Here is a 21,759-nt window from a genome sequence, read left to right on the forward strand (position 1 = left end):
CGTCAGGCGCTGTTGCGCACCGCGTAGGGCAGCACCCGTTCCAGCAGCGCCGCGATTTCCGGCGCGCGCAGGCGGCGATGGTTCAGCATCGCGTCCAGCTGCGCGCGGCTCGCCTCGTAATGCCTTGAGACGTGCTGCATGTCCCCGACCGCCAGCAGCCCCCGCGCCGGACCGTTCGCGGGACGGTCGCGACCGGTGCTCTTGCCGATGGCGTCGGGCGTGCCGATGACGTCCAGAAGGTCGTCATAGGACTGGAACACGCGACCCAGCTGCCGGCCGAAGGCCACGACCTGCGCCCGCTCTTCCTCGTCAAAGTCCTGGATCACGGCCAGCATCTCCAGGCCCGCCACAAACAGCACGCCCGTCTTCAGGTCCTGCTCCAGCTCGATCCCGGGCCGGTCCTTGTCGCCGTGAAGGTCAAGATCCTGTCCCGCGCACAGGCCCGCAGGTCCAAGCGCGTCGCTGAGGATCCGCACCAGCGTCGCGCGCACCGGCGCCGAGGCGCCCCGTGCCGCGGCCAGCACCGACATTGCCTCGGTGATCAGCGCGATGCCTGCCAGCAGCGCCCGGCTTTCCCCATGCGCCACGTGCGTCGCCGGTTGTCCACGGCGCAGGGTGGCATTGTCCATGCAGGGCATGTCGTCGAAGATCAGCGAGGCGGCATGCACCATCTCGACCGCGGCGGCCGCGTCGACCAGCGCATCGCTGACATTGCCCGAGGCATCCGCAGCCAGCAGCAGCAGCATGCCGCGGAATCGCTTGCCAGGCGACAGTGCCGCATGCTGCATGGCCGTGCCGAGGGGGGTCGACACCGTGCCGAAACGCTCGGCGATCTGTTGCAGGCGCGTGTGGATCAGGTTCTGTAGTAACGGGTTGACGTCTCGTCTCATCCGGGCCTTCGCGCTTGGGTTCCTGTCGTGATCTCTTGCCAAACCGCCAGGCCCCCGCCCTGTCGTCCGCAATCGTTCCCTCTGCAGTCATGGTGGAGTGGTTCACCGCCGATTGCGAGGATTTTCAATCGCGACCCTGGGTCGCGCGGCAATATGTCCGGTCCGGGCCGCATCTGGCCATCATGCCGCGACCCTGCCCGGGGCTGCAAGGGTCCGCGCCGAACCTTGTCGGGACGCGATGATGAAGCCTGTACAAAACGACAGGGCCAAATCGGATCTTTTTCGGCGCATCATGGTGAAGGGCCACGCAAGCGGCCCGCCTGTTTCAATGACGTGGCCCGGCCAGCGAACGCGGCGTTGCAGCCAAGCCCGCCGGTCGAGCGAAAAGGAATTACCCAGTGACCCGGTACCTTGTTATTCTCACCATCCTCGCGACCGCCGCCTGCGCACCGAAGCCCACACCCCACGTGGAATGTTCATCCTTCGGCTGCACGAGCAGCTTTGTCGAATACACGCCCTGACGTGGCGCGGTCGATCCGTCAGCCCAGCCTGTAGTTCGGCGATTCGCGCGTGATCTGCACGTCGTGGACGTGGTCATCTTTTTGCTGATGCACATTGTATTTTTTCATATTTTTTACTCCGCTGCATCAGCTCGCATCAGTCGCGCTGCGTCTGAACGCAGGTCTACGCTCGTGAACGGCTGGATGGAAGGCCACCATTCGCGCTCCAGGACGTCGGCAACCTCGAGCACGGGACCGAGCTTCATTCGCTTGTATAGATCGGTCGTCGGACTGCCCTCTTCGAAGAGCCGGCGCCTTGTTCGGTTCGTGATCTCAAAGTGGCCCATGACCGCACTGATGGCCGCATCACTGACCCGCTCATCCAGCCAGTCCGGAAACGTCCGTCGTATCGAATACCAGTTGACGTTGCCTTCTGGCGTCGGTTCGAGAAGCTTCCGCTTAACTTGATCTGGCGTCCGATTCTTGATGCCCCTTGCGACGACCCTCTGAATGATCTGCGTCCAGTTTCTTGAGCCCTCCGCCAACGGCTCCTTTCCCGCATAGATTAGGAAGTCGTTGCCATGCTGCGCTATCAACCGGACGAGAATCCTGTGCATTGGTCCGGTGATGGGGACGATTGGTGTGAGCTTTCGTCGATTGGTGTCGACAAAACCCTCTCCCAGCAGGTCGATGATGCCGAGGTCCAGGCTGACCTTCTTCCCCTTCATGTCGGCCACCGCGCCAACGCGGCCACCACAGCCCAGATCCAGAAGCAGCAGATCGAGGATGTGAGGACGGCGGCACGCATCAATCAGGAGACCGATCTCCTCGAAGCTGACGTAGCGCCCCTTCGGATCGCGATCCTCGGGCGCCGTGAGTCCGACGATGAATGGGATCTTCGGCGGGTTGTGGATCGTCAGGCCATCGCTCTTTGCCAAAGCACATGCTTCCGCAGCGCTCCCGACGATGTCCGCAATTGTGTTGGGATGCAGGCGCGGCTTGCCATCCGAGGTCAGGGTCTTGAGTTTAGACTTCGTGTTCTCGGGACGTATCCGGCCCTCCTCCATGCCCAACACCAAGGCGCGCAAGGCTGGCCCCATTTTTGACATTCTGACGGACCAAAGATGGGGTTTGTAGTAGAGTTCCCGCCGGTTCTCGAGAAGCCGAAACCGCTCGCTGGCGAGCCGCTTTCGCTTATCTTGCTCATAACCAAGCCAGATTTCGCCAAAGGTTGGATCGTCACCACTACCGGGGCGGATCGCTTCGGTGCGATCCATGTGAAGCTTCGCGCGCTCACGTGCAAGCTTTCTGGCCTGCTCGACCTCAGTTGCTTGCAACCGCTCGGACTGAGTCTTTTTGGTGTGTGGGTTCCACCACCGCAGATAAAACGCCCCTCGGTTTATGGCGATGGTGAACCGACCAAATTTTTCCACCTTTTCCATGCATCAGTGTTCCCGTGAATTTCCTTTGGGATAGCAGATGCATCAGCCGTAGAGCAAGTCGACGACGTCGTAAGCAGGGGTCCTCGTCACACGATACTTATGCGCCTTCGTTGGCGGCGGAGGAGCTACTGCTGCGGTGCGGCGAGCTTGGAGGTAGGTATCGAGGTCGGAACGCAGGTAAAGTATTCGGCCATCCCGGATGAACGCGATCTGACCGTCGCGACGACGACGCTTCAACGTCTTCGTGCTGCACCGCAGATACTCAGCGGCCTCTGGCTCTGTCATGACCTCGTTCATGGCCATGACATCCGACCGATGAAAAAATCCGAGAGCCGGATTGGATCACAGTTTCGTGAGGTTGTTTCCGGCGGTGTTGGTTGTGCCGACGCGTGCGGAGGAAGACCTCATTGAGCGCCTTGCTTGAGCGTGTCTGCAATGTATCCGCGCACGGCATCCAGCTTGCTGCGGCAATCCTCGCCGGCCTCTGAGAGATCGAGAACATACGCCGCAACATCGGCTTGGGTTATCGCCCCTGAGGGCGGCACAGGAGCGCCATGGCAACGCAGGAGAGCCGCCGGCGGGCTGACGGGCGTCGGAATGCGAACAACGCGCTCCTGGTTCTCCACCCTGGCGCATGCGGCAAGGGATGCCGCAATGAGGAGCAGGACTGCTCGGATCATCTCAGGGCCTCCAGTGCGGCACCCAGAACGGGCGCGACCTCTCCATCATCAAGACCGGCCAGGCTCTCTCTGGCGTCTCGATACCGGACCTGCATCTCTGTCTGTCTTTCGAGTTCGGCTTCGACGGCGGCGATGGCCTGGACCTGCCGCTCGATTGCGGCGTCGGCTTCATCTTTCACCGTCTGGATCTGGGCGGCGGCGTTGGTCAGCTCCTGTTCGAGGCGGACAAGCTCACGATCCTGGCTTCGGAGATCCGACCGCATATCGAGAAACAGCCAGGCGACCCCGGCCAGGGCGAGCCAGGGGGTGAGTTTCAGGACGCGGAGTGCGGTGGTGATCATGTCAGGGTGCCTTTCGATGCGGAGGCGATAGCGCGGTTTTCGACGGCGGCCCCGAACAGATAGGACATGAGGGTCGGGACATAGACGGCAGTGTTTGCCGTCAGAGTTGCCGCAACGCCGTCCCAAGCCGCTTGATCGGGATCACAGAGCCCCACAAAGGCCGCTGCGGTGAGCAGTAGGGCGGCACCATAGATCCAGCGACAAAATGCCAATGTCAGGGCGACCTGGCGGCGACGATTTTCCCAGGAGAAGCCTTGGATCTCACCGCTCGCTGGCATCGAGTTTGGCCTTCATCGAAGCGACGAGGCGGTGGATCTCGTGGATCATCGTGCCCTGCCCGTCGATTTTGGTTTCCAAGTTCGAGACCACGCGGTTGAACTCTTCGCGCTGAACGTAGCTGCGAGAGCTGGCCAGCTCATGCTCGTGCTGCTTAGCTGCGAGTGCGTCCAATTTGGCATCCAAGTCCTTCAGACCACCAGTGCACCGGCTCTCATTGCCGTCGATCCGCCGCCAGAGCAGCGCGAGCCCGCCCCCTATGACGGCCATAGCGACCGGCACCAGAACCTTGAAAACATCCCACAGGTCTGGCGACGCAGCCGCATCCGACATGATCTAACCCCTCACACCCTTTATCAGGATGTAGGGTCTTGAATGATTTTTCTTGCACGTTGGAGCCAGCGACATACGGTCGAGGAATCTACTCCCGCCAGGGCGGCGATCTCGGGGCTGGTCATGCCTTGAAGGCGACTGATGAGTGCCTCACGGTGCCGAGAGTCCTTGATCCGGTCCAGCCAGCCTTGCAGGGCGCGGTCCGCGTCGGCCTGTTCGATCAGGTCGGGGCCGTGGGCGGTGTCGATGTCGTCGTAGGGGTGCTCCTCCACGAAGTCGCGATATGCCTTCCGACGTGCCCGCTCCGTGCGAGCATAATCCCGCATCCGGCCCTTCATCCTGGCCCCGGCATAGGTCGCGAAGCTCAGGCCGCGCTGCGGGTCGAACAAGTCGATCGTGAGCCAATAGGCTTCCATGGCGCGGGATTCCACTTCATGGGCATCGAGATCCGGGTGGCGCCGGACGAAAGCCCGCACTGTCTTCTCCGCGAACGGGAGAAAATCACGCAGCAGCTTGTTGCTGTCTCGGGTGGAGAGCGTCATTCGAAGGCCCTCTCGGCGTCATAGCGGAGTTGGGCGCCCGCGGCACGTGCCTGGCGGAGCTGCTGGGCATAGCCGCCCTCACCCCACCCTTCCATGATCTGATCGTAGGAAAACTGCTGGATGAGCGCGTTGCCGTCCGCCACCTCGGTCAGAAGCGACAAGCCCGACCACTCGAAGGGCCCGCAACGATGCGGAGGCATGAAGCAACCGGCCATGTAGGCCATCATGGCCCCGTCCTTGCCGACCGGCTTGCGATCGTAGCCCACCGTGTGGGTGTGGGCGAAGACAAGGCTCTTGCCCCACTTGTTGAGCGCTTGCGCGATCCCGACCGGCTGCCGCGAGTTCCCTGTCGGAAAGTTGTGAGAGAAGTCGATCCCGCCGATGGTGACAACCTCGCGGAAGTCGTAGCATTCCAGCCCATTGTCTTCGCTGATCTCGTGAAGCAGGAACGTCCCGATCAAGCCATCGAGTTCGGGGATGTTCTCAGGCACCCGGTCGAGCCATCCGCAGTGGTTGCCAAGGAGCTGGATACCCCGAGGCGTGTAGACGCGCTCGCGATGCCTACTCCGATTGATGTGGCGCTCGTTCGCTCGATGGATCGGAGCCCACATCGCCCGCTGCATCTCCCGGAAGCAGGCCAAGTCCTCGCGGATGCGCTTGCGCTCGTGAGATCGGCTGCCGCCAGCACCGCCCACGGATTTCGCGCCAGCCCATTTGCTGACGGACTGCATGTCGACCAGGTCGCCCATGTGGATGATCACGTCCGGACGCTTGTCGAGCGCGAACCGCCCGACAGCGCCGGCGCGGTCCGTGTCATCGAAGCTTTCGTTAGGCCGGAAGTGAGTGTCCGGCACGACGAGGATCGATAGGGATTGCGCCCCGCTTCGAAACTGCTCCGCTCGCCTGTTCTGCTTCATGGCCCGACCTGCATGTTTTTTCATTCATACAGGGAAGATAGGACCCGGAAAGCCTACCCAAAAACAATCAGCCCGGAGAACTGATTTCCGCGTCGATGATCGGGTCCGGGAACTGCCCGGATACCTCCCAGGCCGTCGCGCCAGCATCCAGGAAAGACAGGCTCTTCCAGCCAGCCTTGTAGACAAAGAGTCGCCCCGACGGGGCCGCCATCAGGCTCAGCCCCTCATGCGTCTTTTCCGGAGTCTCGAAGGCGGGAAGCTTCGGCATCTCGCGCCAAGTTTCGAGGTCGTCGCTCGCATGCACCATGCCGGACGGACTGACCTTGCAGTAGCTCGACAGCGGCTTCGACCAGACCAGCGCAGAGCCCGCTTCAACGACCGAGAGAACTCGGAATGTCAGGTCGTCGCCATCGATCTCGATCACAGCGCCATTTACACAGACCGCAAGCAAGCGATCTGTCCCGCCGATCAAGCGATCGACAACAAGGCCATCGAGCCCGACAAGCTGACCGCTCGGGGTATGGGCGCCCAAGGCCGAGGCTGCGAACCGTTCCCCCTTATCTGTGTGAGCGACATGCGTCGCCGCGATGCCGTAGTCCGCCACCTGAGAGACGACGCCCGCCTTGACGCGGAGAGCCCGGTCCCGATCAAGGATCGAGGTCGAGCCATCCGGGACGTTGCGCTCAATGGCGGCGATGTCCATGCTCGTCGCATCGAGGATTTCGAACAGCCGCACATTGTCGATGTAGACGTTGGCTGGCGTGCCCTCGCCGCGGATATAGACTTCAACCTCGTCGAGCGCGGCGGCCAGATCGGCCAGGACTTCGAGGTCCATCCACTGGACGTCTCCGGTCGCAGATGCTGAGACATCGATCCAGCGGGTGCCGCCTTGATGCTCAAAGAGCGGGGTCGGCAGGAGTCTCACCTCATTCCAGGGCGTGTCGGTGGTCGCGAAAATAATCCGCACCTGACTGACGTCGGTTAGGAGGACCGAGCAGGCTCCATTCACAACATTGGAGCGCGCGTCAGTGTAGGCACGGCCCTCATAGTTGCGAGTTCCCATTTTCAGCTCAGTCCCCTCAGCCGGACGGATCTCGACGCCAGCGACCTTCTCGATGTAGGCACCGCGACCAGAGTCCATGTTATTAAGGGAAAAGCCGCCACTCACGGGAGCAGGCTCTTTCGTGTCGTTGAACCGGAAGTTCAGCCTCATGACCATATCCCAGTAGCGAGACCGAATGCCTCCTGCGGGGCCGCGCGCGCCGGTCGGGTCAGCGTTCATTGAATGCACACCCGAAATGTAGCTCTCCAGCAGCCAAGCCGCCTCAACCTCGCGGCCGTTGATTTGCGTCACATTGCGGACGACGCTCGGATATTTGTGCGTGCTGTAGCCGACGCCGACATTACCATCCCAGAGCAGAGCATCGAAGCCCGGCACCTCGGGCGCTTCGATCTCGCCGCGCAGGCCGATGGTCGCCGTCGCGCCGATTTCCGTGTAGGCTGCGCCGGTCAGCTTCAATTTCCGGGCACCCTCGGACAGCAACACCCGCTGCGAGATCTCGAAATTTCCAGAGTTGTCGCCCGTAACCCAGTCCCGTGTCAGGTAGCTCGTCGAGCCAAGACGCTGCGCCGGCTGTGTCGTCGAGCGGGTCCGGGGACTGTCGCCAGAGACGTAGTCCCAGCCGTTGGTATAGTCCTCGAAGTCGCCGTTCAGGATGGGAATCTCGACCTCGCTGACACCCAGTTCGCTGATGTCGAGCCAGGACGCCAGGTCGATGGAGCGGTAGACGGCGTTGGCAGTCGCAACGATGACCGGCGCCCCATTGGGTGCGGACAAGCCAAGCGGGGACGCCGGAGCGCCGCTGATATGCTTCCAGCCGTCGCCGCCATCCTCGGACAAGGAGACTGAGCCGTCATGCAAGACGACAAGCCGCTCGCCGGCGACCGGCGGCATATCTACGGGCGGTGTCTCCGGGAACTCCGGCGAGGGCACCAGCGGTAGATCGACTTCCGGGACATCTGGTGGCGTGATGTCCGGGTCGGCCAGGCCGTCGAGGTAGGACTGGATATCGTCGTAGTCGTAGATGTCGTCCCAGGCCTCCATGGGGATCTGAGGATACATCGGCGCCAGGCTGCGGGCGCCGTCGCGGATCGCGCGCCGCTCCAAAGCGGGAGACCCCTGCGAGGCCGTCTTGTCATATCGACCAGGGGCGCTCTCCCGATCAGATTTCGGGGCCTGATAAAGCGTGCGCGGATCGCGCTCGTGTGCCCGGATCAGGGCTGCCATCGTGCTCATTCGACGTCGACTCCATTTTCGATGGAAATAGTCCCGGCCTCGAACCGCACCGAATGCCCCAACCGCGAAGCGGTCGGCACAGGAGGCGCGTCAATCTCGACCCGGATCGAGATGTCATAGACATCCGGGGCCTGCTCGAGGGCGGCGAACTGAGCGTCGGCGAGGGGCGACACCCGGCCGGTCGCGGGATATTCCGCAGGGCCAAGCACCGGCGGCACGATGGCGGGCATGACGGGTTCGACCCACTCTGGACCACCTCGGCCGACCGCGCAGGCGATTTCGATATGCGCGACCGAATGGCCGTCTGCGATCTCGAATGCGTAATCGACGACCTTCCCTGCCGCGGGGGCGAAGCGCGGATCGGACATGGACACAGCGTCGTCGATCTGGAGGCCCAGAACATCTTCAAGTGGCACGGAAAAGCGCACCCGGACAGCTCGGGCGGCGTATTTGAGGCGCGCCTTGGCCCGCTCGATAGCATGACGCAAAGCGGCCTGCCCGCGCGCGGTCGCAAAGAAGCTTTCCGCGATCCGACCCTGAACAGGATCGAGCTTCTGCCACTGTGCCTCGATGAAGACATAGCCGCCAGTGTGCTCTTCGAGAGCTTGCCAGAGGTCGCCAGCATAGAAGACAATCTCGCCCACCTGGTAGCTCGCCGTCGGCTGCCAAGGGTCGATCTCGTCGCCCTCTCCGATGAGATCGCGCAGGTAAATCGTCTGCACCTCTTCGCCGGCCTCGGTGAGGTCCTGAATGTCCGCTTCGACCCGGACCGTCACTCGCTCTTCGCGGGCCTGCTTGCGCGGGTTGCGGAGGATGACGCGAGCAGTCGATGCAGGATGGATCAGCACGTCGCCGGAGTAGAGGGCGCTGTCATACTGGGCGGGGATGTTCTTCAGCCTCCGCCGCGACGGAGAGCCAAGACGCAGCACGGCCTCATCAACGAGCCAACCGCCACCGATCTCCTCTCCGACAGCCGGCCAGGCTTCTTGGATCGCCTCGTCAGCGACGACGGACATCTGCGCTCCATGCTCCCACGCAACCTCGGAGTAGACGCTCGCATCCTGATGCCACGACGCGCCGACCTCGATCTCGACGGCTTTGAGGGGCGGGGCCTCCGTCGACGGCACAACGGACCTGTGGTGGACCCGGCCGGCTTGAATCGTCCGCGGCGCGTCGATCAGGTCATTGAGACGCGGAAGGCCGGTCACGCGGTCCCAGGCGATAGTCGCGCCGCGCCCGGTCAGCACCGCGCCCTGGTCCCGCGCCTGGCCCGGTTGAGCGAAAAGCTCGTCGAAGTAGGGGGCGACAGCCAGGCTCTCGACAAGCACGTCCCGTGCGGCCTGCCAGCCGGGGTTGCGGCACACGATATCGATGTCGGCATACTCCCCATCAAGGCCGATCGGTGCGGCTGTGATCGTGCCGACGATCAGCGGATGGACCTGCCCCAGGTGCTCGACCGAGATGGCCACCCGGCGGCCGAGACGAATGTAGCCATCGGGTTTTGCCGGGATTGTCACGGTCGCGCCTGCCAAATCGCCCTCGGAGTGCGAAAGGGAAAACCGGACCGGCCGTTCATCCAGGCGAGCATGGGTGGCAGCATCGAAGCTCTCGCCGGGCGCGAGGTATGCAAAGAACAGGCGCATCAGAGCTCTTTCAGGGTCAGTGACCAGGACGACTGCCCGCCGTCCTCGTCGAAGTTGCCGGGTGCCTCTGCGAGCGCGCCGTTGAGGATCGGGCGATAGTGGACGACGGCAGAGCCAGGGGCCGTGACGGTGCGGCCGTCCAACTCAAGCGCTGCCGTAATGCTGGCGCCGGACGCCGTGCGCGCGTCAATCGAGCCGGGCACCGGTGAGCGGTCGAGGTAGACCGTGCCGTCCGCTCGGGTTGTGTGCGTGAGCTGCTGGATAGACCAAACCTGTATGAGCGTGCCGCGCCACAACCCGCCAAGGGCCGGAGCCGCCATGTTCCGAGCCGAAATCGAGATTTCGTATTTCCGGAAAAGCGGGTTCTCGACGATGATCAACTCTCCGTTGACGTCATACCGCATGTCCACGTCGCCGCCGATCGGATCGAGCGATTGCGTGATGCCGTAGTCGCCGCCAGCCGAAATGGCGATCTCGGCGCCTCGGGTGCGATCCGCATTGAGCCGGAAAATGCGAAGATCAGTGAACATCAGGCACCTACAAAGCCAGGGGTGGAGCCGGAGCGACGAGCCGCCTTTTTGCGAGCGTGCTCGAGGAAGCGAGCCGCGACATCGTCTTCGGCGCGCATCGAATAGGATTCCCCATCGAGGTGGACATTCACCGGCGTGCCGCTCGATGCCGGCCGAGATACAGCCTGAGAGCCGCTGAGACGCGCCCCGACCGTCGGCGGCATGAGTCCGCGGTTCAGGGCCTCGAAGAAGCCGCGGCCGAACTTGCGCACCATCGGCGCGCGGACCACGAATTCCTGACCGTGCACGACCCCTGCCTCTTCATCCTCGGCCACGTCGCCCGTGTAGCCGCCCGACCGGAATCCCGGCACCGGGACCTCGCGGCCGCCGCGCTGGCGCTGGACCCAGTTGAATGCCTTGATGACGCCCCGGATCGGCGCGAGCAGCGTGTTCACGACCGCCCTGGCCATGTTGAGTAGCATCTTGTGCCAGTTGTCCTGGACCCACCGCATCCCGTCGCCGAATAGGTTGGTGATCGCGTTCCAGTTCTTGGCGACGGCGTAGACGATGGCAGCCACCGCACCGGCGACCGCAAGGAAGGCCGCCCCAATGCCGACGGCGGCGATGGAGACACCACCCAGGGCCGTCATCATGAAGCCGATGGCGACAAGGATCGGACCGACCGCCAGGGCGATCATGCCCAGGATGGCGACGAACTTCAGGACGCCAGGGCTGACATTGTTGGCCAGGAAGGTGATGAAGCTGGCCACGGCCTGAACGATGGTGATGATCGCGTCGTGAACCCCGGCCTCCATCAAGGCGATGCCGAGGGCCTGGAATGAGCTTGCGAGTTGTGCGTTGGCAGCCTGGAGCTCGCGAGCCTTCTTCACATCCTCCTCATCGAAGAAGGCGCCGCGAGCCTCGGCGGCGTCGGCCAGCTCCTTCAGGGCCTTTCCGTTGTCCTTGAGGAGGGGCAGGAGCTTCGTCGAGTCGCCAGCGATAGCCTCCATGAAGAACCGGAAATCGTGCTGAGAGAGATTGGCCTTATCCAACCCGCTGACATAAAGCTGGAGTGCTTCAGTTGAGCTGAGGTTTCCGAAGAGGCGCTTCGTCTCGGCCGAGATAGCGGCGGTGTCGCCGACAATACTCTTGGACACGAGGCCGATCTTCGGAGCAACGCGCTCCATCCAGTCCACCAGTGGGCCGGATTCTGCCTGCGCGAGGTCGCCAATTCGGTCCCCCATGTCCTTGAGCATCGAGGAAATATCCTCGAACTCCAGGCCGACATTTGCACCGGCTGCCGTCCACCTCTGGAACTCGCGCATACTCACGCCTGCGACATCTGCCGCATTCTTCACGTCGATGATTTTCTGGTTGAGGTTCTGCATCGCCATCACACCGCCGGTCGCCGCAGCGGTGATGCCCGCCGTGACGCCTGCGGTGATCCTTGTGCCGACGGATTTCAGCTTGCCGGAGATGTTGCTGACCATTCGGTCGAACTTGGTTTCGGTATCGCGGACCAGCCGCTCATTGACCTTCTCGATGCCCTTTTCCATCGAGATGTAGGCGCGCTTGACCTCGTCGGCGGAGCGCTCGCCCCTGCGCCCGGCTTCTGCGATAGCCTCATAGGCCTCGCGGTATTTACGCTTGGTCTGCTCGGCGGTCTCTTCGGAGACGACATAGAGATCGCGGAATGCCGTCTCGACCTTCCGGGCTGCCGCCGCGCCGTCGTCGCCGATCTCGCCGAGTTCCCGGTCGGCCTGCTGAGCGGCGGTGCCGACAGCCTCGACGGCCTGGTCGAGCTCCTTCAGGTCAGCCAGCGCGTCCTGCACATCCGCAAGAAACGGGATACGGACCGGCTTGGAGCTACGCGTCGCCATTGAGCAGTTTCCTCATCAGGTCATCAGCATCCTCGCCGCCGTGGAACGCGATCCGCATGGCGAGGTAGTTGTTCCAGGCTTCCCGCTTCTCCCGTTCGAGGGCGAGTTCGGCATAGGCGACGGCCTGGCGGGGGGAGTAAGATCCCGGGTCCGAATGTCCGGCTGCGATCAGGTATTCTTTGAGTTCCGCCCAGCCTTGGCCGGGGTCTCTGCGAACAGGTCCGACATGCCGAGGCCCGCGACCGTTTGAAGAACCTCGGCCACGAGCTTTTTTCTTTCGACCTCAGGGACAGAGACGGCAGCGATCGCGTTCAGGAGGCGCAGCTGATAGACGCCGGCCAGGCCGAACTTCTCCAGCCTCTTCTCGTCTTCCCGCAGGCCCGCTGCCAGGATTTTCGTGATCGCCTTTGCACCGGCGGCGGCGACAGCGGCGGCCAGCGCGGCGGCGCGGTTGTCGGAGCGCACGATGTGCGCGACGGCGGCCTGGCTCCCGATCGCCTCGATCAGCGTGTCGATGCCGACTGCCGTGACCTGGATGTCCTTGCCGTCAATCTCAACAGTCGTCGAGAGAGGAGCGGTGTCGAAGATGGATGCCATTCGCGGTCCCTATTCCTTTTGCAGGATATAGGGCGGTGAATGCTTTAACTTGCACCTTGGATCAGAGGGGAAGCCGTAGGCGCCGGATCTTGGCGACCTTCAGCCCCAATCTCTCCTCGCTCGCGACAATGGCCTGGAGCTCGATCTTCGCGGCTTCGTAAGCGACCAGGCAGCCACGAATATGTGCGAGGATAGGCTCCGCTTCTTCTGCGGTGAGAAGACCGAGCCCGATGTTGCGCTGCTTTTCCTCAGGGGCTTTTGAGAGGATGCGGACGCGACAAAGACGCTTGAGTTCAAGTCGCCGCTTTTCGGCTTCAAAATTGGGATCGAGCACGGACATCATTCACCTTCACGCAACGCAGTGACAACCTCGGCGATCTCCTCCGAGGACAGAGCACGATCGAAGACCACGAGGTGTCGGATCACGTGACCGACATCCTCAGAAGCACCGATCGCAACGCCGAAGAGATCCGCCGCAGCCAGCGGCATAAGATCCTCGCGATAGAGGAGGTGTGCCGATCCAGTCTCCGCGACTTCATAGCCAGAGACAGACGCCGCCCAACCGGAACTGATGCCAGTAAAAACAAACGCGCGCGCATCCGATGTCATGAAACCGCGGATTGGATACTCATTGAAATCTTGCCAGACGCTGAGGTTGTCCCTCCGAGACAGCTTGAGTTCGGCGTTGCCTTCGAACCGGAAGTAATCGACCGGAGAGTAGCGAGTGTCATCAGACACGATGATAAAAGTCCGATCGCCGCGGCCGATAAGGTCGAGAGACGACATAACGCGGACGACAACCTCGACCGCATGATCGGGGGCGGTGGCGCCGCCCATCCAAACCTCGATCTCGCCGTAGGCTTCAAGGTATTCCGTGTTGATATCAGTCGTCGCCATCACCGAGACGCCGTCGAGACGGACATCGACAATTTCCAGCCCGGCAAAGGGCAGCCCGCTGTCGATAACCTGGTAAGTCCCCATGACCAAAAGCTGGATCTGACCACCTGAATTCATCAGGTAAAAGCCAGGATCTGCGGCGGGCGACAGCAGGAAGTGGATGGACTCAAGAAACGACTCGCTGCCAGCAGCACTGGATGGGCCAGCGAGCACTCCGTCCAAACCGAAGACGAGGCCGTCAGGCAGCTTGTGTGGCCGCATAAACTCGTCCTCTTGGCCGAACGCAAAGCCACTCAGACGATCCGACCACTCGCTAACGCGTCTATTGGCATCGAGAGTTACACCCGACTTGTGATCGAGCCAAGCGATGCAGCCGGCGATCTGATCGGGAAAGCGCGGACCAGCGGGCGCAAGTGCAGCGCCAGAAAGGCCAACTCCAGACATACCGAACGACATCAGTAAACCTCCGCCGGGACGATCCACAGGGTCCCCACCCCGGCCGGCGTCACAACCAGGTCAGCAGACTCGCCGAGCGAAACTCCGAGCCAGACATTGGCATCATGCGGAACAGCCACGAAGCCCGCTACCTCGGCCGCACGGCCGTGCTTGTAGGCAAACGCCGCATCCGACCGGATCTCGTAATGCCCCGCCGGCAACGAGACGACGACGTCAACGCCAGACGCGAGGGCAGTCTCAGTCGCGCGAGAAAAGTCTCGGATCGGAAACTGCGCGGGGGCCTCGTCGGTCCCGATGGAAAGCGTGCGGAGTGCGATCATGTCCGTTCCTATTCAGTGAAAAGGAGGCGGGGTCTGCGCCCTGCCTGCCTGGATCAGTTGGTCCGGGTAAGGGTGCCGAACTCGTCGAGCGGGCGGCCCGGGTTCGCAATCGCTTTGCCGGTCAGTTCGACGCTCTGGAAATCGCCGTCGTCGGAGATCAGCGCGAGTTCGGACTGCGGGTTGAGCTCGATGCGCAGGCCTTCGAGCAGATACTGCGGGCCCTCGGGGTTGGTGCCGATGACGGTCAGTTCACCCTTAATGCCGGAGGCGGCGGACAGGAGCGAAATCTGCTCGCGGCCGTCGGCTTCGGTGATCTCGGGAAGATCGCAGGTCACATCGAACTGCGCGAACTCCTTGATCGGCTCGACCTTGCCGGCCTTGGCCCAGAGAATGTAGTCGACGCCCTCGACCAGAGTGTTGGTGCCGTCGGAGGCGATGACGTTCGTCGCATCCTTGCCCGGCAGCTCAACCAGGACGCCAGGATAGACAGTGGTCGCATTCACGACGACACCGGTCTGAGCGGCCTGGATAAAGGACTTGACCCGGCCAGCGACGGCCATGGCGACGTTGCGCGCCGTCAGTTCACCCAGCGTCAGCGAGACATCGGCCGAGATCTGCGTGATCCGGGTCTTGATCGTCTTCAGCGTCCCGCTGTTGCCGTTGCGCTTTTCGGCGGTCTCGACAGACGGCGTGATCGAAAGCTTGTCGATGGTTGCCAGGTTGATCGGGCGCTCGTCACCATCCAGCTTGAGGTAGCCGCGGGCGTTGAGAAGTGTGCAGTTGTCGCCGTTGGCGAGGTAGGACTTGAGGGACATGAGCGGTTCCTTCTGGGCTTTCCGGGATATAGGGGGGTGAATGTTTTCGCTTGCACGGATTACCGGTCAAACGGGATGCCGAGGCTGATCTGGATCAGGCCGCAGTCATGCGCCTCGCCGGGCTGGTGATAGGTGCACTCGATCTCGGGGACATACCCGACCGGGATAATCGCAGGCTCGGTGTGCGTGCCGGCGACGATCCGCGAGGCCTGAAAACCGTCAAGGAAGGCCAGCCAGATGCCGCTGTATTCGCCCCGGAGCTTGGTCGGGTCGTTGCTGTGGAGGTAGACACGGATCTCGGCCTTGGCGAGCCAGCGGCGCAGCTTGGCCTTTGCCGGCTTTGTCGAAGCACCTTCGGGCGGCAGGAACTGCTCGCCTTCGGACCGGATGTCGATGAATGTCGCGTCCCCGGCCTTGACCGTGAAGCGGTGGTCGCGGGCGACGGTCTTCGCGCCAAGCGTTCCGCAAATCTTCACGAGTTCGAGAAGGATCTGTTCGGCCTTATCAGTCATCAGCGCAAGTCCTTGTAAAGATTGCGGTCAATCTCCGCGTAGTATTCCGGCAGAAACCGATCGACGATTGCCTCGAAGCGAGCCGATGCGGGGTGTGGCTTGATATAGACGGAGGATTTCAGGACACCGATGAGTCGGGGCCTCTTGTTGGCATTGTTCCAGGACAGCTTCGTGCCGTCCGCCGCGTTTTTGATCCACGGCTTGACCGCCATGACGTAGCCTTCCTTGGTCACGAAGGTCTTGTCCCCAGGCTGAGCTCGTCGGCGTCGGTCCTGGATGAAGAGCGGGCCACCCTTTCCGGAGATCGTGCCCCCGGTCTCCTGGATGCGGGCAAGGGGCGCGTGATCAAGCAGGATCAGCATGCCGTCGCGGGTGACGATCTTCCGGACAGCCTTCTTCCGACGCGGAGAGACAGCCCCCAGGGCCTGCTGCCGGGCCTTTACAGCCTTGCCGCCGATGGCCTGACCGGCCTTACGACGGGCTTTCTGCACGGCCTTCTTGAAGCTCTTGGCAAAGGGGTCGTAGCCGATCACGCCCTTGGACATCAGATCACCACCTTCACGATACCGCCCTCGTCGCGCATCAGCGAGGCAATCGGGCGCTCGACACCGTCAAGGCGCGCCATGGTTCCCTCATCGAGGTGGGCGGCGTCGGCTTCGGCGATTGCGATGACTTGCAGAATCTCCGTGAACTCGCCCATTTCGTCAGGCTGCACGACCTGCCGACGGACATGGCCCCGGATCTCCACCCATTCTCCGTCGATAAGAAAGGGGACAGGTTCGGCGCGGTAGCCAGCCAGGGCGGCACGGCTCATGTCGTGAATGACCTGCGCTCGGCCCTCGATCCTGGTCAGGATCAGATCAACCAGGCCGGGGACGCTCGACGGCTGCCAGTCTTCGATAAGATAGCGCGAGTCGCCTTGCTCGATGATGCCACCGTTCGTGACGCCCAGATCGGCTGACACACAGCCCAGAACCTGGGCGGCGGCCATTTCAGCGGTCTTATTGAGGCGGACTCGGGCGTCTGCTTCCCGGATCTTGACGCGGCACGGCACGGCAAAGCCGCCTGGCGCGGTATATTCCGCGGGGCGGCCCTGAGCCCTAAGAATGGCCTGTGCAATATTGGGACGCGCCATCGGAGGTGGACAGGGACGCCGAGGCGCCCCCTACCCTATTCTCAGGCGGCCACGCCAACCTGCGGGGCCTCGACGGTGCCGGCGACGGCGCGCACGACAGCCTCGGGGCGCAGGTTGTAATGGACAGGGAACGAGGCAACCTCGGCTTCCCAGCCCTTACCGAAGTCCAGCGTGCCGCTGTCACCGCGGGCGGGCATCACAACGCGCTGGATGCCTTCCTCGTTGACCAGCTCGATGTGGTCAGCGGGGGTGAAGACGGTCTTCAGCATGCCGGGAACGCCGAGCGGGATGAAGACCATCTCGCCAGCATCAAGACCGATGCCGGTATACTCGAAGAACTCGACGCCGCCGAACACGACCGGGCGGGTGCCGTCGGCCCAGAGGTAGGAGCCGTCCTCAGCGCGTTGGAACGCATCGCGCAGTTCCTTGGTCTCGCGCAGAGCGTCGAACGCGGAGGTCTCGCAGGCAACGACGATCTTCGAGGCCTTCACGCCAGCGCCCAGACCAGCCTTGATCGCGCGGATGGCCTCGGTGACCTTCTGACGGACCGCACCGGCCTTCGGGGAAGCGGCGCCCAGGTTCATCTCGAGAACCGCGGGACGGGCGATACCGTAAAGCGTGAAGAAGTCGACCAGCGGTGCGCCGGCGACGTCGTCGAGGTTGGGGATGAAGCCCTTGACCGCCGAGATGCGCAGGAACTCTTGCGTCATGTCGATATTGCCGAACTTCTCGACCAGGCGCTTGTCGAGCACAGACTGGAAGTCTTCCAGGCTCAGCTCGCCGGTCTTGCGCAGGTTGCGGAAGTCGGAGGCGGTGATGACAACCTTGTCGCCGATCTTCTGGCTGTTGATCGGATAGGTGCCGCGCTTGCGCGAGGAGGTGGTCGCAGCGGCGACAACATCGCGAGCGGTCGAACCAAGGAGCTGGTGTCCGTAAGATTCCCGATCGACCTGGACGGTCTCGGTGGCGGCGAAATCCACCGCAAACCAAGGAGCCGCTTGGAGGTCCAGGTAGGGGACGTGAGTGCCTTCGCTCGCGCGGCTTGTCAGCGTGCGCGCGTCAAACGAAGAGAGATCAAAAATGAGAGACATAGGCGCTCTTTCTTTGCTTCAGGTTTCAGCGCTGGCCGCGCATGGCTTTCACACCCGCGTTGCGGGCATGGTTCAGGGAGCGCGAGGCCGCGATCTCTGCATCGTCCGGTGCAGCCGGAGCGATCTTAGTATTGACCTCGAGCGCCTCATCGGCGGCGACGAGAGCTTTCCGCGCGGCCCTCTTCAGCTCGGCGCGGATGGTTTCGAGGTCGGTGCGGGCCTGGATGTATCCAGGCGCACGGTCGGACATGTCAAAGGCCGCGCAGGTGGCTTCGATCGCGGCGACTTCGGCGTCCGTGATCTCCGCTTCCTCTTCGGGAGCGTCATCCTGGGCGGCAGTGTCGGCTTCGACCTCAGCCGGCGCGTCAGCGGCGACGTCAGCACCATCCTCCTCATCGGATGAAGCAGGAGCAGCCGGCTCATCCTCGACCTCTACGGCCATGACGAACTGAGCGACAGCGGCGGCATTGACGAACTTTGCGGCTACATCCGGACGGATGCAGGCGGCGATGGCGACGGCCTCAACCACCTCGTCAGCCAGGCCCAGTGCCAGGCAGTCCTCAGCGGTCAGGTAGCTTTCAGCCGCGACCAGGGCGGCAAAGCTTTCGACGCCCTCTGTCCGGGCCTCACCCAGCGTGCGGGCGGCGCGGTCCTCATAGGCGGCGACGATCTGGCCTTCGATCTTGTCGAGGGCGGCGATGGTCCGGCGATGCTCGGCGGCGTTGCCCATGGTTTCCGTCCAGGGCGCGTGGATCATCATCATCGAGTTCTTCGGCATCACGACCCGATCAGCCGAGATCGCGATGATGGACGCGATGGAAGCGGCGATGCCGTCGATATGGGCGACGGTTTCGGCCTTCATGCGAGAGATGGCGTTGCCGATTGCGTAGCCGCCGAACACATCCCCGCCAGGCGAGTTGATGTGAAGACGGACGGTCTTTCCCTCGCCGTCGATCGCTTGCAGATCGCGGATGAGCGACGCAGGATCAACACCCCAGAAGCCAATCCCGTCGTAAATGGAAACCTCGACCGCATCCTCCTTCGTCTCCAGGCTATACCAGGAGCGACCGCTCACAGCAGCGCGGAAGGGCAGGACTTTGCCAGTCTGTTCGGTCTGTTCAGCCATCGTGCTTCCCGTCATTTTTGGGATATGGGGGGGTGAATGTTTTCGCTTGCATCAGCCGCGTGAAAATCCTGCACGGTCGGCGAGTTCATGGATGGCCTCGAAGATCCCGGAATGACAATCGCGGGGGATCACGAATGGTGTGTCTTTTATCCCCTGCCACTTCTTGAAGGCCGCCGCGAGCTTGGTGTGATAGCCGTGCGCGGCATAGCCCGCGCCGTTGTAGCCCCGCGCGAAGCCGGACCAGTCGTGGCGGCGCAACTCGTCGTCCAGCCCCTCACTGATCAGGAACTCGACCATCGCTTCGAGGTGCCTCTCCTCGTCATCGAGAAAATCCCGGACCATCGCCGCAGCGGAGCCGTAGCCGGCGGGCCGGCAGTTGAAGCCCATGATCTGCCCCAGCCCCCAGGAGGCGGAACGCAGAGCGGCATTCTCGTCGATCCGCATCGCGGCAATGAGGCGCGGGTAGCTGTCGCGGGGATACTTAATTTCGCCCCATTTCCGGCAAGCCAGACCCTCACGAGCGGCGCGATCGCGCTTAGCCCCTGCCCCCAGCTCACGCCAGAAGATATGCGGCTCGAACAGCATCTTCGGGCGGCCTTGGCTGTCAAAGCCGCCGCCGCGGGTCTCGACCTCGAGCACCGCGTGCAGCTCGTCCTCGCCCACCCCGATGCGGGACGCGATGCGGGGCAGATCGATGTCATCCAGCCGCTTCGCGCGCCCCTTGAAGAGCCACTCACTCATCGTCGGCCTCCTCCTGCTTCTGCTTTTGGTCGTCCTGCTCGGAAGTCGACATGGCAGCGAGGGCAGCATTCACATCAGCCTGCGTCAGGCCGTGTTCGGCGAGCTTGGCTCGCCAGGCGGCGATGTCGGCCAGGACCTGATCGGGATCGCCGCCGCGCTCGCGGATGACCTTCTGCGGCGAGACGATCATGGCATCCATTGCGAGGATATCAGCCTCGATCTCCTGCTTCGGGTGCAGGTGCCCCATCGGCTCGCCGATCCATTCGACGTTGTAATAGTCCTCAAGCGTGGTGCCGGCAGGGGGCGTCCAGACGCCCACCTCGACAGCTTCGTTGAGGAAGCGCATCCAGATCGGACGCGCCACCTTGGCAATGAGCATCCGGCGCCAGCGGCGAACCGTGCGACGGAACTCCATGAGATTGAAACGGAGCACCCGGTCATTCAGTCCGGTGCTATCGCCGGAGGCGATCTCATAGGGAACGCCCAGCGACTTGCAGACGCGGCGGAGCTGCACTTTGACAAACGGATCGAAGCCGCCCGAAATTGCAGCCGGGGTGGAGGGGTTGAGCTTATAGCCAGGCGGCAGCGGAACCACTGCGCCCGGCTTGAACTCAGGTAGGAGTTCGATCGGATCGGCAGGCTCCCAAGCGGTGCCGTCTTCATTGATCGGGTTGCCCTCGGCATCATAGTCGTCTGGCGCGTCCTGAAGCTCATCGCGCATCGGCGTCTCGACCGAGAACACATGCATCGCCGTCAGCTTGTGGCGAACCAGTTCTGCGTCCAAAAATGCATCGAGATCGCTGAGCCCAATCAGGCCGCGAACAAGCCAGGGCTCACCCCGAACCTGACCGACATAGCGCGGCAGGAAGGCATGGATCACGCTGTCCATCGGGACGATGCTGAAGTCATTCATCCCCACCGACCTGAGGTCGATGCGTTCATCGGGACGGTGCTTGAAGAACTTCACGCCCGCCTTGCGGCCCGGCCCCGAGAAAACGATTCCGGCAATGCTCTCACCTGATGCGTCGTAGGTCGGGACCTGCTCGCCGGGGATCATCTCGACTTGATAAGGAACCAAGAGATGCGGGTCCCGGTCAGGGTCGCGGGGCCGATGGCGCGCGAAAGTCTCACCGGCGGAGACGATCTCGAACATGGCCTGCTCGAGCAGGCCAGCGAAGTCGGTGTTACAATGTGCGTCGCACTCGCGCTCGAAGCGGCGCCAAGCCTTCAGGAGTGCGGGGTCCTTGGCGTTAGGCGTCAGTCCGGCGACGGTGTGCGAAACGATCGCGTCGATGGCCGGGACAATCGAGGGGTTGTTCCTGAACTCGTGCCGGGACCGGTTGCGGAGTGTGTCGAGCGACTGGATCGCCGCCGTGGCAGGGCCGATTGCGGTCGAGCCCATTGCGGCTGAACGCTTGCCGGACTTCGCGGCCTCATAGGCCTGCGCCCGGAAGCCCCCGACGGCGGAGCCCTGCGCAATGACGCGGGTCCACTGGCTGCTGGCTTTCACGCGAACACGCGGCTTCACAACATTCACATCGCTCATGCGTCAAATCCCTTACCCGGCATCTGCGGGTATTGCGGCTGAAGGGGCGAGCGTCGCGCCTTTGCGGCCCGGCGGGCCCAGCGGCGCGCCAGTTCCTTTTCGACGCCGGAGATCGCCGCCTCGATATTCGCGGGCGAGGAGAACACGGTGGTCTCGCCGTTATAGGAGACGGACGCGACTCCGCTGTGCTGCTGCTCGACAAGCTGCTCCAGCCAAGCGTGCAGCTTGGCATCGTCGAATGCGCTGTAACGGATTGCCATTCACTACCCCGGAC

General features: G+C 62.9%; 26 protein-coding genes. All 26 read right to left on the reverse strand.

The genetic code is table 11. From position 1 onward, the window contains the following. Positions 1-2 precede the first annotated feature (2 nt). Entirely contained in the window at positions 3-890 is an 888-nt protein-coding gene (locus OC159_RS02315; protein WP_265499541.1) for a polyprenyl synthetase family protein, read from the reverse strand. A 634-nt stretch (positions 891-1,524) separates the two neighbouring features. Next, positions 1,525-2,832, reverse strand: a complete 1,308-nt coding sequence (locus OC159_RS02320; protein ID WP_265499542.1) for a hypothetical protein — start codon at positions 2,830-2,832, stop codon at positions 1,525-1,527. 42 nt (positions 2,833-2,874) lie between these two features. Further along, positions 2,875-3,135, reverse strand: coding sequence for a helix-turn-helix domain-containing protein (locus tag OC159_RS20065; RefSeq protein WP_407674037.1), 261 nt, complete (start codon positions 3,133-3,135; stop codon positions 2,875-2,877). Positions 3,136-3,236: 101 nt separating this feature from the next. Further along, on the reverse strand, positions 3,237-3,512 hold the full coding sequence (gene lysC / locus OC159_RS20340; protein WP_456095335.1) for an Rz1-like lysis system protein LysC: 276 nt from the start codon (positions 3,510-3,512) through the stop codon (positions 3,237-3,239). Then, the gene (locus OC159_RS02325) at positions 3,509-3,853 is read right to left on the reverse strand and encodes a hypothetical protein (protein ID WP_265499543.1); all 345 of its coding nucleotides are present in this window, start codon (positions 3,851-3,853) and stop codon (positions 3,509-3,511) included. Before OC159_RS02325 ends, lysC begins: the two co-directional genes overlap by 4 nt. Then, positions 3,850-4,131, reverse strand: a complete 282-nt coding sequence (locus OC159_RS02330; protein WP_265499544.1) for a hypothetical protein — start codon at positions 4,129-4,131, stop codon at positions 3,850-3,852. The genes OC159_RS02325 and OC159_RS02330 overlap by 4 nt, the downstream gene beginning before the upstream one ends. Beyond that, on the reverse strand, positions 4,115-4,462 hold the full coding sequence (locus OC159_RS02335; protein ID WP_265499545.1) for a hypothetical protein: 348 nt from the start codon (positions 4,460-4,462) through the stop codon (positions 4,115-4,117). Before OC159_RS02335 ends, OC159_RS02330 begins: the two co-directional genes overlap by 17 nt. A gap of 23 nt (positions 4,463-4,485) precedes the next feature. Beyond that, positions 4,486-5,004: a sigma-70 family RNA polymerase sigma factor gene (locus tag OC159_RS02340; RefSeq protein ID WP_265499546.1), complete on the reverse strand. Its 519-nt coding sequence runs from the start codon at positions 5,002-5,004 to the stop codon at positions 4,486-4,488. Continuing rightward, entirely contained in the window at positions 5,001-5,921 is a 921-nt protein-coding gene (locus OC159_RS02345) for a metallophosphoesterase (RefSeq protein WP_265499547.1), read from the reverse strand. The genes OC159_RS02340 and OC159_RS02345 overlap by 4 nt, the downstream gene beginning before the upstream one ends. 67 nt (positions 5,922-5,988) lie before the next feature. Then, the gene (locus OC159_RS02350) at positions 5,989-8,208 is read right to left on the reverse strand and encodes a hypothetical protein (RefSeq protein WP_265499548.1); all 2,220 of its coding nucleotides are present in this window, start codon (positions 8,206-8,208) and stop codon (positions 5,989-5,991) included. Between the two features lie 5 nt (positions 8,209-8,213). Beyond that, entirely contained in the window at positions 8,214-9,860 is a 1,647-nt protein-coding gene (locus OC159_RS02355; RefSeq protein WP_265499549.1) for a hypothetical protein, read from the reverse strand. Beyond that, positions 9,860-10,390, reverse strand: a complete 531-nt coding sequence (locus tag OC159_RS02360; RefSeq protein ID WP_265499550.1) for a hypothetical protein — start codon at positions 10,388-10,390, stop codon at positions 9,860-9,862. Before OC159_RS02360 ends, OC159_RS02355 begins: the two co-directional genes overlap by 1 nt. After that, positions 10,390-12,249 carry a phage tail tape measure protein gene (locus OC159_RS02365; protein ID WP_265499551.1) on the reverse strand — a complete coding sequence of 620 codons (1,860 nt, stop codon included), beginning with the start codon at positions 12,247-12,249 and terminating at the stop codon, positions 10,390-10,392. Before OC159_RS02365 ends, OC159_RS02360 begins: the two co-directional genes overlap by 1 nt. A gap of 168 nt (positions 12,250-12,417) precedes the next feature. Beyond that, complete coding sequence (locus OC159_RS02370) at positions 12,418-12,846, reverse strand: hypothetical protein (RefSeq protein WP_265499552.1); 429 nt, start codon at positions 12,844-12,846, stop codon at positions 12,418-12,420. Positions 12,847-12,907: 61 nt separating this feature from the next. Beyond that, the gene (locus OC159_RS02375) at positions 12,908-13,186 is read right to left on the reverse strand and encodes a hypothetical protein (protein WP_265499553.1); all 279 of its coding nucleotides are present in this window, start codon (positions 13,184-13,186) and stop codon (positions 12,908-12,910) included. Then, positions 13,186-14,199 carry a hypothetical protein gene (locus OC159_RS02380; RefSeq protein WP_265499554.1) on the reverse strand — a complete coding sequence of 338 codons (1,014 nt, stop codon included), beginning with the start codon at positions 14,197-14,199 and terminating at the stop codon, positions 13,186-13,188. The genes OC159_RS02375 and OC159_RS02380 overlap by 1 nt, the downstream gene beginning before the upstream one ends. Beyond that, entirely contained in the window at positions 14,199-14,519 is a 321-nt protein-coding gene (locus OC159_RS02385) for a hypothetical protein (RefSeq protein ID WP_265499555.1), read from the reverse strand. The genes OC159_RS02380 and OC159_RS02385 overlap by 1 nt, the downstream gene beginning before the upstream one ends. A 53-nt stretch (positions 14,520-14,572) precedes the next feature. Then, a complete protein-coding gene (locus OC159_RS02390) occupies positions 14,573-15,334 on the reverse strand; it encodes a phage tail tube protein (RefSeq protein WP_265499556.1) in 762 nt (253 codons plus the stop codon). Positions 15,335-15,393: 59 nt separating this feature from the next. After that, on the reverse strand, positions 15,394-15,846 hold the full coding sequence (locus OC159_RS02395; protein WP_265499557.1) for a hypothetical protein: 453 nt from the start codon (positions 15,844-15,846) through the stop codon (positions 15,394-15,396). Then, positions 15,846-16,391: a hypothetical protein gene (locus tag OC159_RS02400; protein ID WP_265499558.1), complete on the reverse strand. Its 546-nt coding sequence runs from the start codon at positions 16,389-16,391 to the stop codon at positions 15,846-15,848. Before OC159_RS02400 ends, OC159_RS02395 begins: the two co-directional genes overlap by 1 nt. After that, entirely contained in the window at positions 16,391-16,981 is a 591-nt protein-coding gene (locus tag OC159_RS02405) for a hypothetical protein (protein WP_265499559.1), read from the reverse strand. Before OC159_RS02405 ends, OC159_RS02400 begins: the two co-directional genes overlap by 1 nt. 41 nt (positions 16,982-17,022) lie before the next feature. Next, entirely contained in the window at positions 17,023-17,961 is a 939-nt protein-coding gene (locus tag OC159_RS02410; RefSeq protein WP_456095336.1) for a major capsid protein, read from the reverse strand. 136 nt (positions 17,962-18,097) lie between these two features. Next, the gene (locus tag OC159_RS02415; RefSeq protein WP_265499561.1) at positions 18,098-19,198 is read right to left on the reverse strand and encodes a head maturation protease, ClpP-related; all 1,101 of its coding nucleotides are present in this window, start codon (positions 19,196-19,198) and stop codon (positions 18,098-18,100) included. Between the two features lie 51 nt (positions 19,199-19,249). Continuing rightward, entirely contained in the window at positions 19,250-19,939 is a 690-nt protein-coding gene (locus OC159_RS02420; RefSeq protein ID WP_265499562.1) for an N-acetylmuramidase family protein, read from the reverse strand. Next, on the reverse strand, positions 19,932-21,485 hold the full coding sequence (locus OC159_RS02425) for a phage portal protein (RefSeq protein ID WP_265499563.1): 1,554 nt from the start codon (positions 21,483-21,485) through the stop codon (positions 19,932-19,934). The genes OC159_RS02420 and OC159_RS02425 overlap by 8 nt, the downstream gene beginning before the upstream one ends. Then, positions 21,482-21,745 carry a hypothetical protein gene (locus OC159_RS02430; protein ID WP_265499564.1) on the reverse strand — a complete coding sequence of 88 codons (264 nt, stop codon included), beginning with the start codon at positions 21,743-21,745 and terminating at the stop codon, positions 21,482-21,484. The genes OC159_RS02425 and OC159_RS02430 overlap by 4 nt, the downstream gene beginning before the upstream one ends. Positions 21,746-21,759 lie beyond the last annotated feature (14 nt).

It is taken from the genome of Paracoccus beibuensis (assembly GCF_026162625.1).
GTDB lineage: Bacteria > Pseudomonadota > Alphaproteobacteria > Rhodobacterales > Rhodobacteraceae > Paracoccus > Paracoccus beibuensis.

Coding starts and splice junctions, on each gene's coding strand:
- OC159_RS02315 (WP_265499541.1), bottom strand. CDS start 890: ATGAGACGAGACGTCAACCCGTTACTACAGAACCTGATCCACACGCGC.
- OC159_RS02320 (WP_265499542.1), bottom strand. CDS start 2,832: ATGGAAAAGGTGGAAAAATTTGGTCGGTTCACCATCGCCATAAACCGA.
- OC159_RS20065 (WP_407674037.1), bottom strand. CDS start 3,135: ATGGCCATGAACGAGGTCATGACAGAGCCAGAGGCCGCTGAGTATCTG.
- lysC (WP_456095335.1), bottom strand. CDS start 3,512: ATGATCCGAGCAGTCCTGCTCCTCATTGCGGCATCCCTTGCCGCATGC.
- OC159_RS02325 (WP_265499543.1), bottom strand. CDS start 3,853: ATGATCACCACCGCACTCCGCGTCCTGAAACTCACCCCCTGGCTCGCC.
- OC159_RS02330 (WP_265499544.1), bottom strand. CDS start 4,131: ATGCCAGCGAGCGGTGAGATCCAAGGCTTCTCCTGGGAAAATCGTCGC.
- OC159_RS02335 (WP_265499545.1), bottom strand. CDS start 4,462: ATGTCGGATGCGGCTGCGTCGCCAGACCTGTGGGATGTTTTCAAGGTT.
- OC159_RS02340 (WP_265499546.1), bottom strand. CDS start 5,004: ATGACGCTCTCCACCCGAGACAGCAACAAGCTGCTGCGTGATTTTCTC.
- OC159_RS02345 (WP_265499547.1), bottom strand. CDS start 5,921: ATGAAGCAGAACAGGCGAGCGGAGCAGTTTCGAAGCGGGGCGCAATCC.
- OC159_RS02350 (WP_265499548.1), bottom strand. CDS start 8,208: ATGGCAGCCCTGATCCGGGCACACGAGCGCGATCCGCGCACGCTTTAT.
- OC159_RS02355 (WP_265499549.1), bottom strand. CDS start 9,860: ATGCGCCTGTTCTTTGCATACCTCGCGCCCGGCGAGAGCTTCGATGCT.
- OC159_RS02360 (WP_265499550.1), bottom strand. CDS start 10,390: ATGTTCACTGATCTTCGCATTTTCCGGCTCAATGCGGATCGCACCCGA.
- OC159_RS02365 (WP_265499551.1), bottom strand. CDS start 12,249: ATGGCGACGCGTAGCTCCAAGCCGGTCCGTATCCCGTTTCTTGCGGAT.
- OC159_RS02370 (WP_265499552.1), bottom strand. CDS start 12,846: ATGGCATCCATCTTCGACACCGCTCCTCTCTCGACGACTGTTGAGATT.
- OC159_RS02375 (WP_265499553.1), bottom strand. CDS start 13,186: ATGTCCGTGCTCGATCCCAATTTTGAAGCCGAAAAGCGGCGACTTGAA.
- OC159_RS02380 (WP_265499554.1), bottom strand. CDS start 14,199: ATGTCGTTCGGTATGTCTGGAGTTGGCCTTTCTGGCGCTGCACTTGCG.
- OC159_RS02385 (WP_265499555.1), bottom strand. CDS start 14,519: ATGATCGCACTCCGCACGCTTTCCATCGGGACCGACGAGGCCCCCGCG.
- OC159_RS02390 (WP_265499556.1), bottom strand. CDS start 15,334: ATGTCCCTCAAGTCCTACCTCGCCAACGGCGACAACTGCACACTTCTC.
- OC159_RS02395 (WP_265499557.1), bottom strand. CDS start 15,846: ATGACTGATAAGGCCGAACAGATCCTTCTCGAACTCGTGAAGATTTGC.
- OC159_RS02400 (WP_265499558.1), bottom strand. CDS start 16,391: ATGTCCAAGGGCGTGATCGGCTACGACCCCTTTGCCAAGAGCTTCAAG.
- OC159_RS02405 (WP_265499559.1), bottom strand. CDS start 16,981: ATGGCGCGTCCCAATATTGCACAGGCCATTCTTAGGGCTCAGGGCCGC.
- OC159_RS02415 (WP_265499561.1), bottom strand. CDS start 19,198: ATGGCTGAACAGACCGAACAGACTGGCAAAGTCCTGCCCTTCCGCGCT.
- OC159_RS02420 (WP_265499562.1), bottom strand. CDS start 19,939: ATGAGTGAGTGGCTCTTCAAGGGGCGCGCGAAGCGGCTGGATGACATC.
- OC159_RS02425 (WP_265499563.1), bottom strand. CDS start 21,485: ATGAGCGATGTGAATGTTGTGAAGCCGCGTGTTCGCGTGAAAGCCAGC.
- OC159_RS02430 (WP_265499564.1), bottom strand. CDS start 21,745: ATGGCAATCCGTTACAGCGCATTCGACGATGCCAAGCTGCACGCTTGG.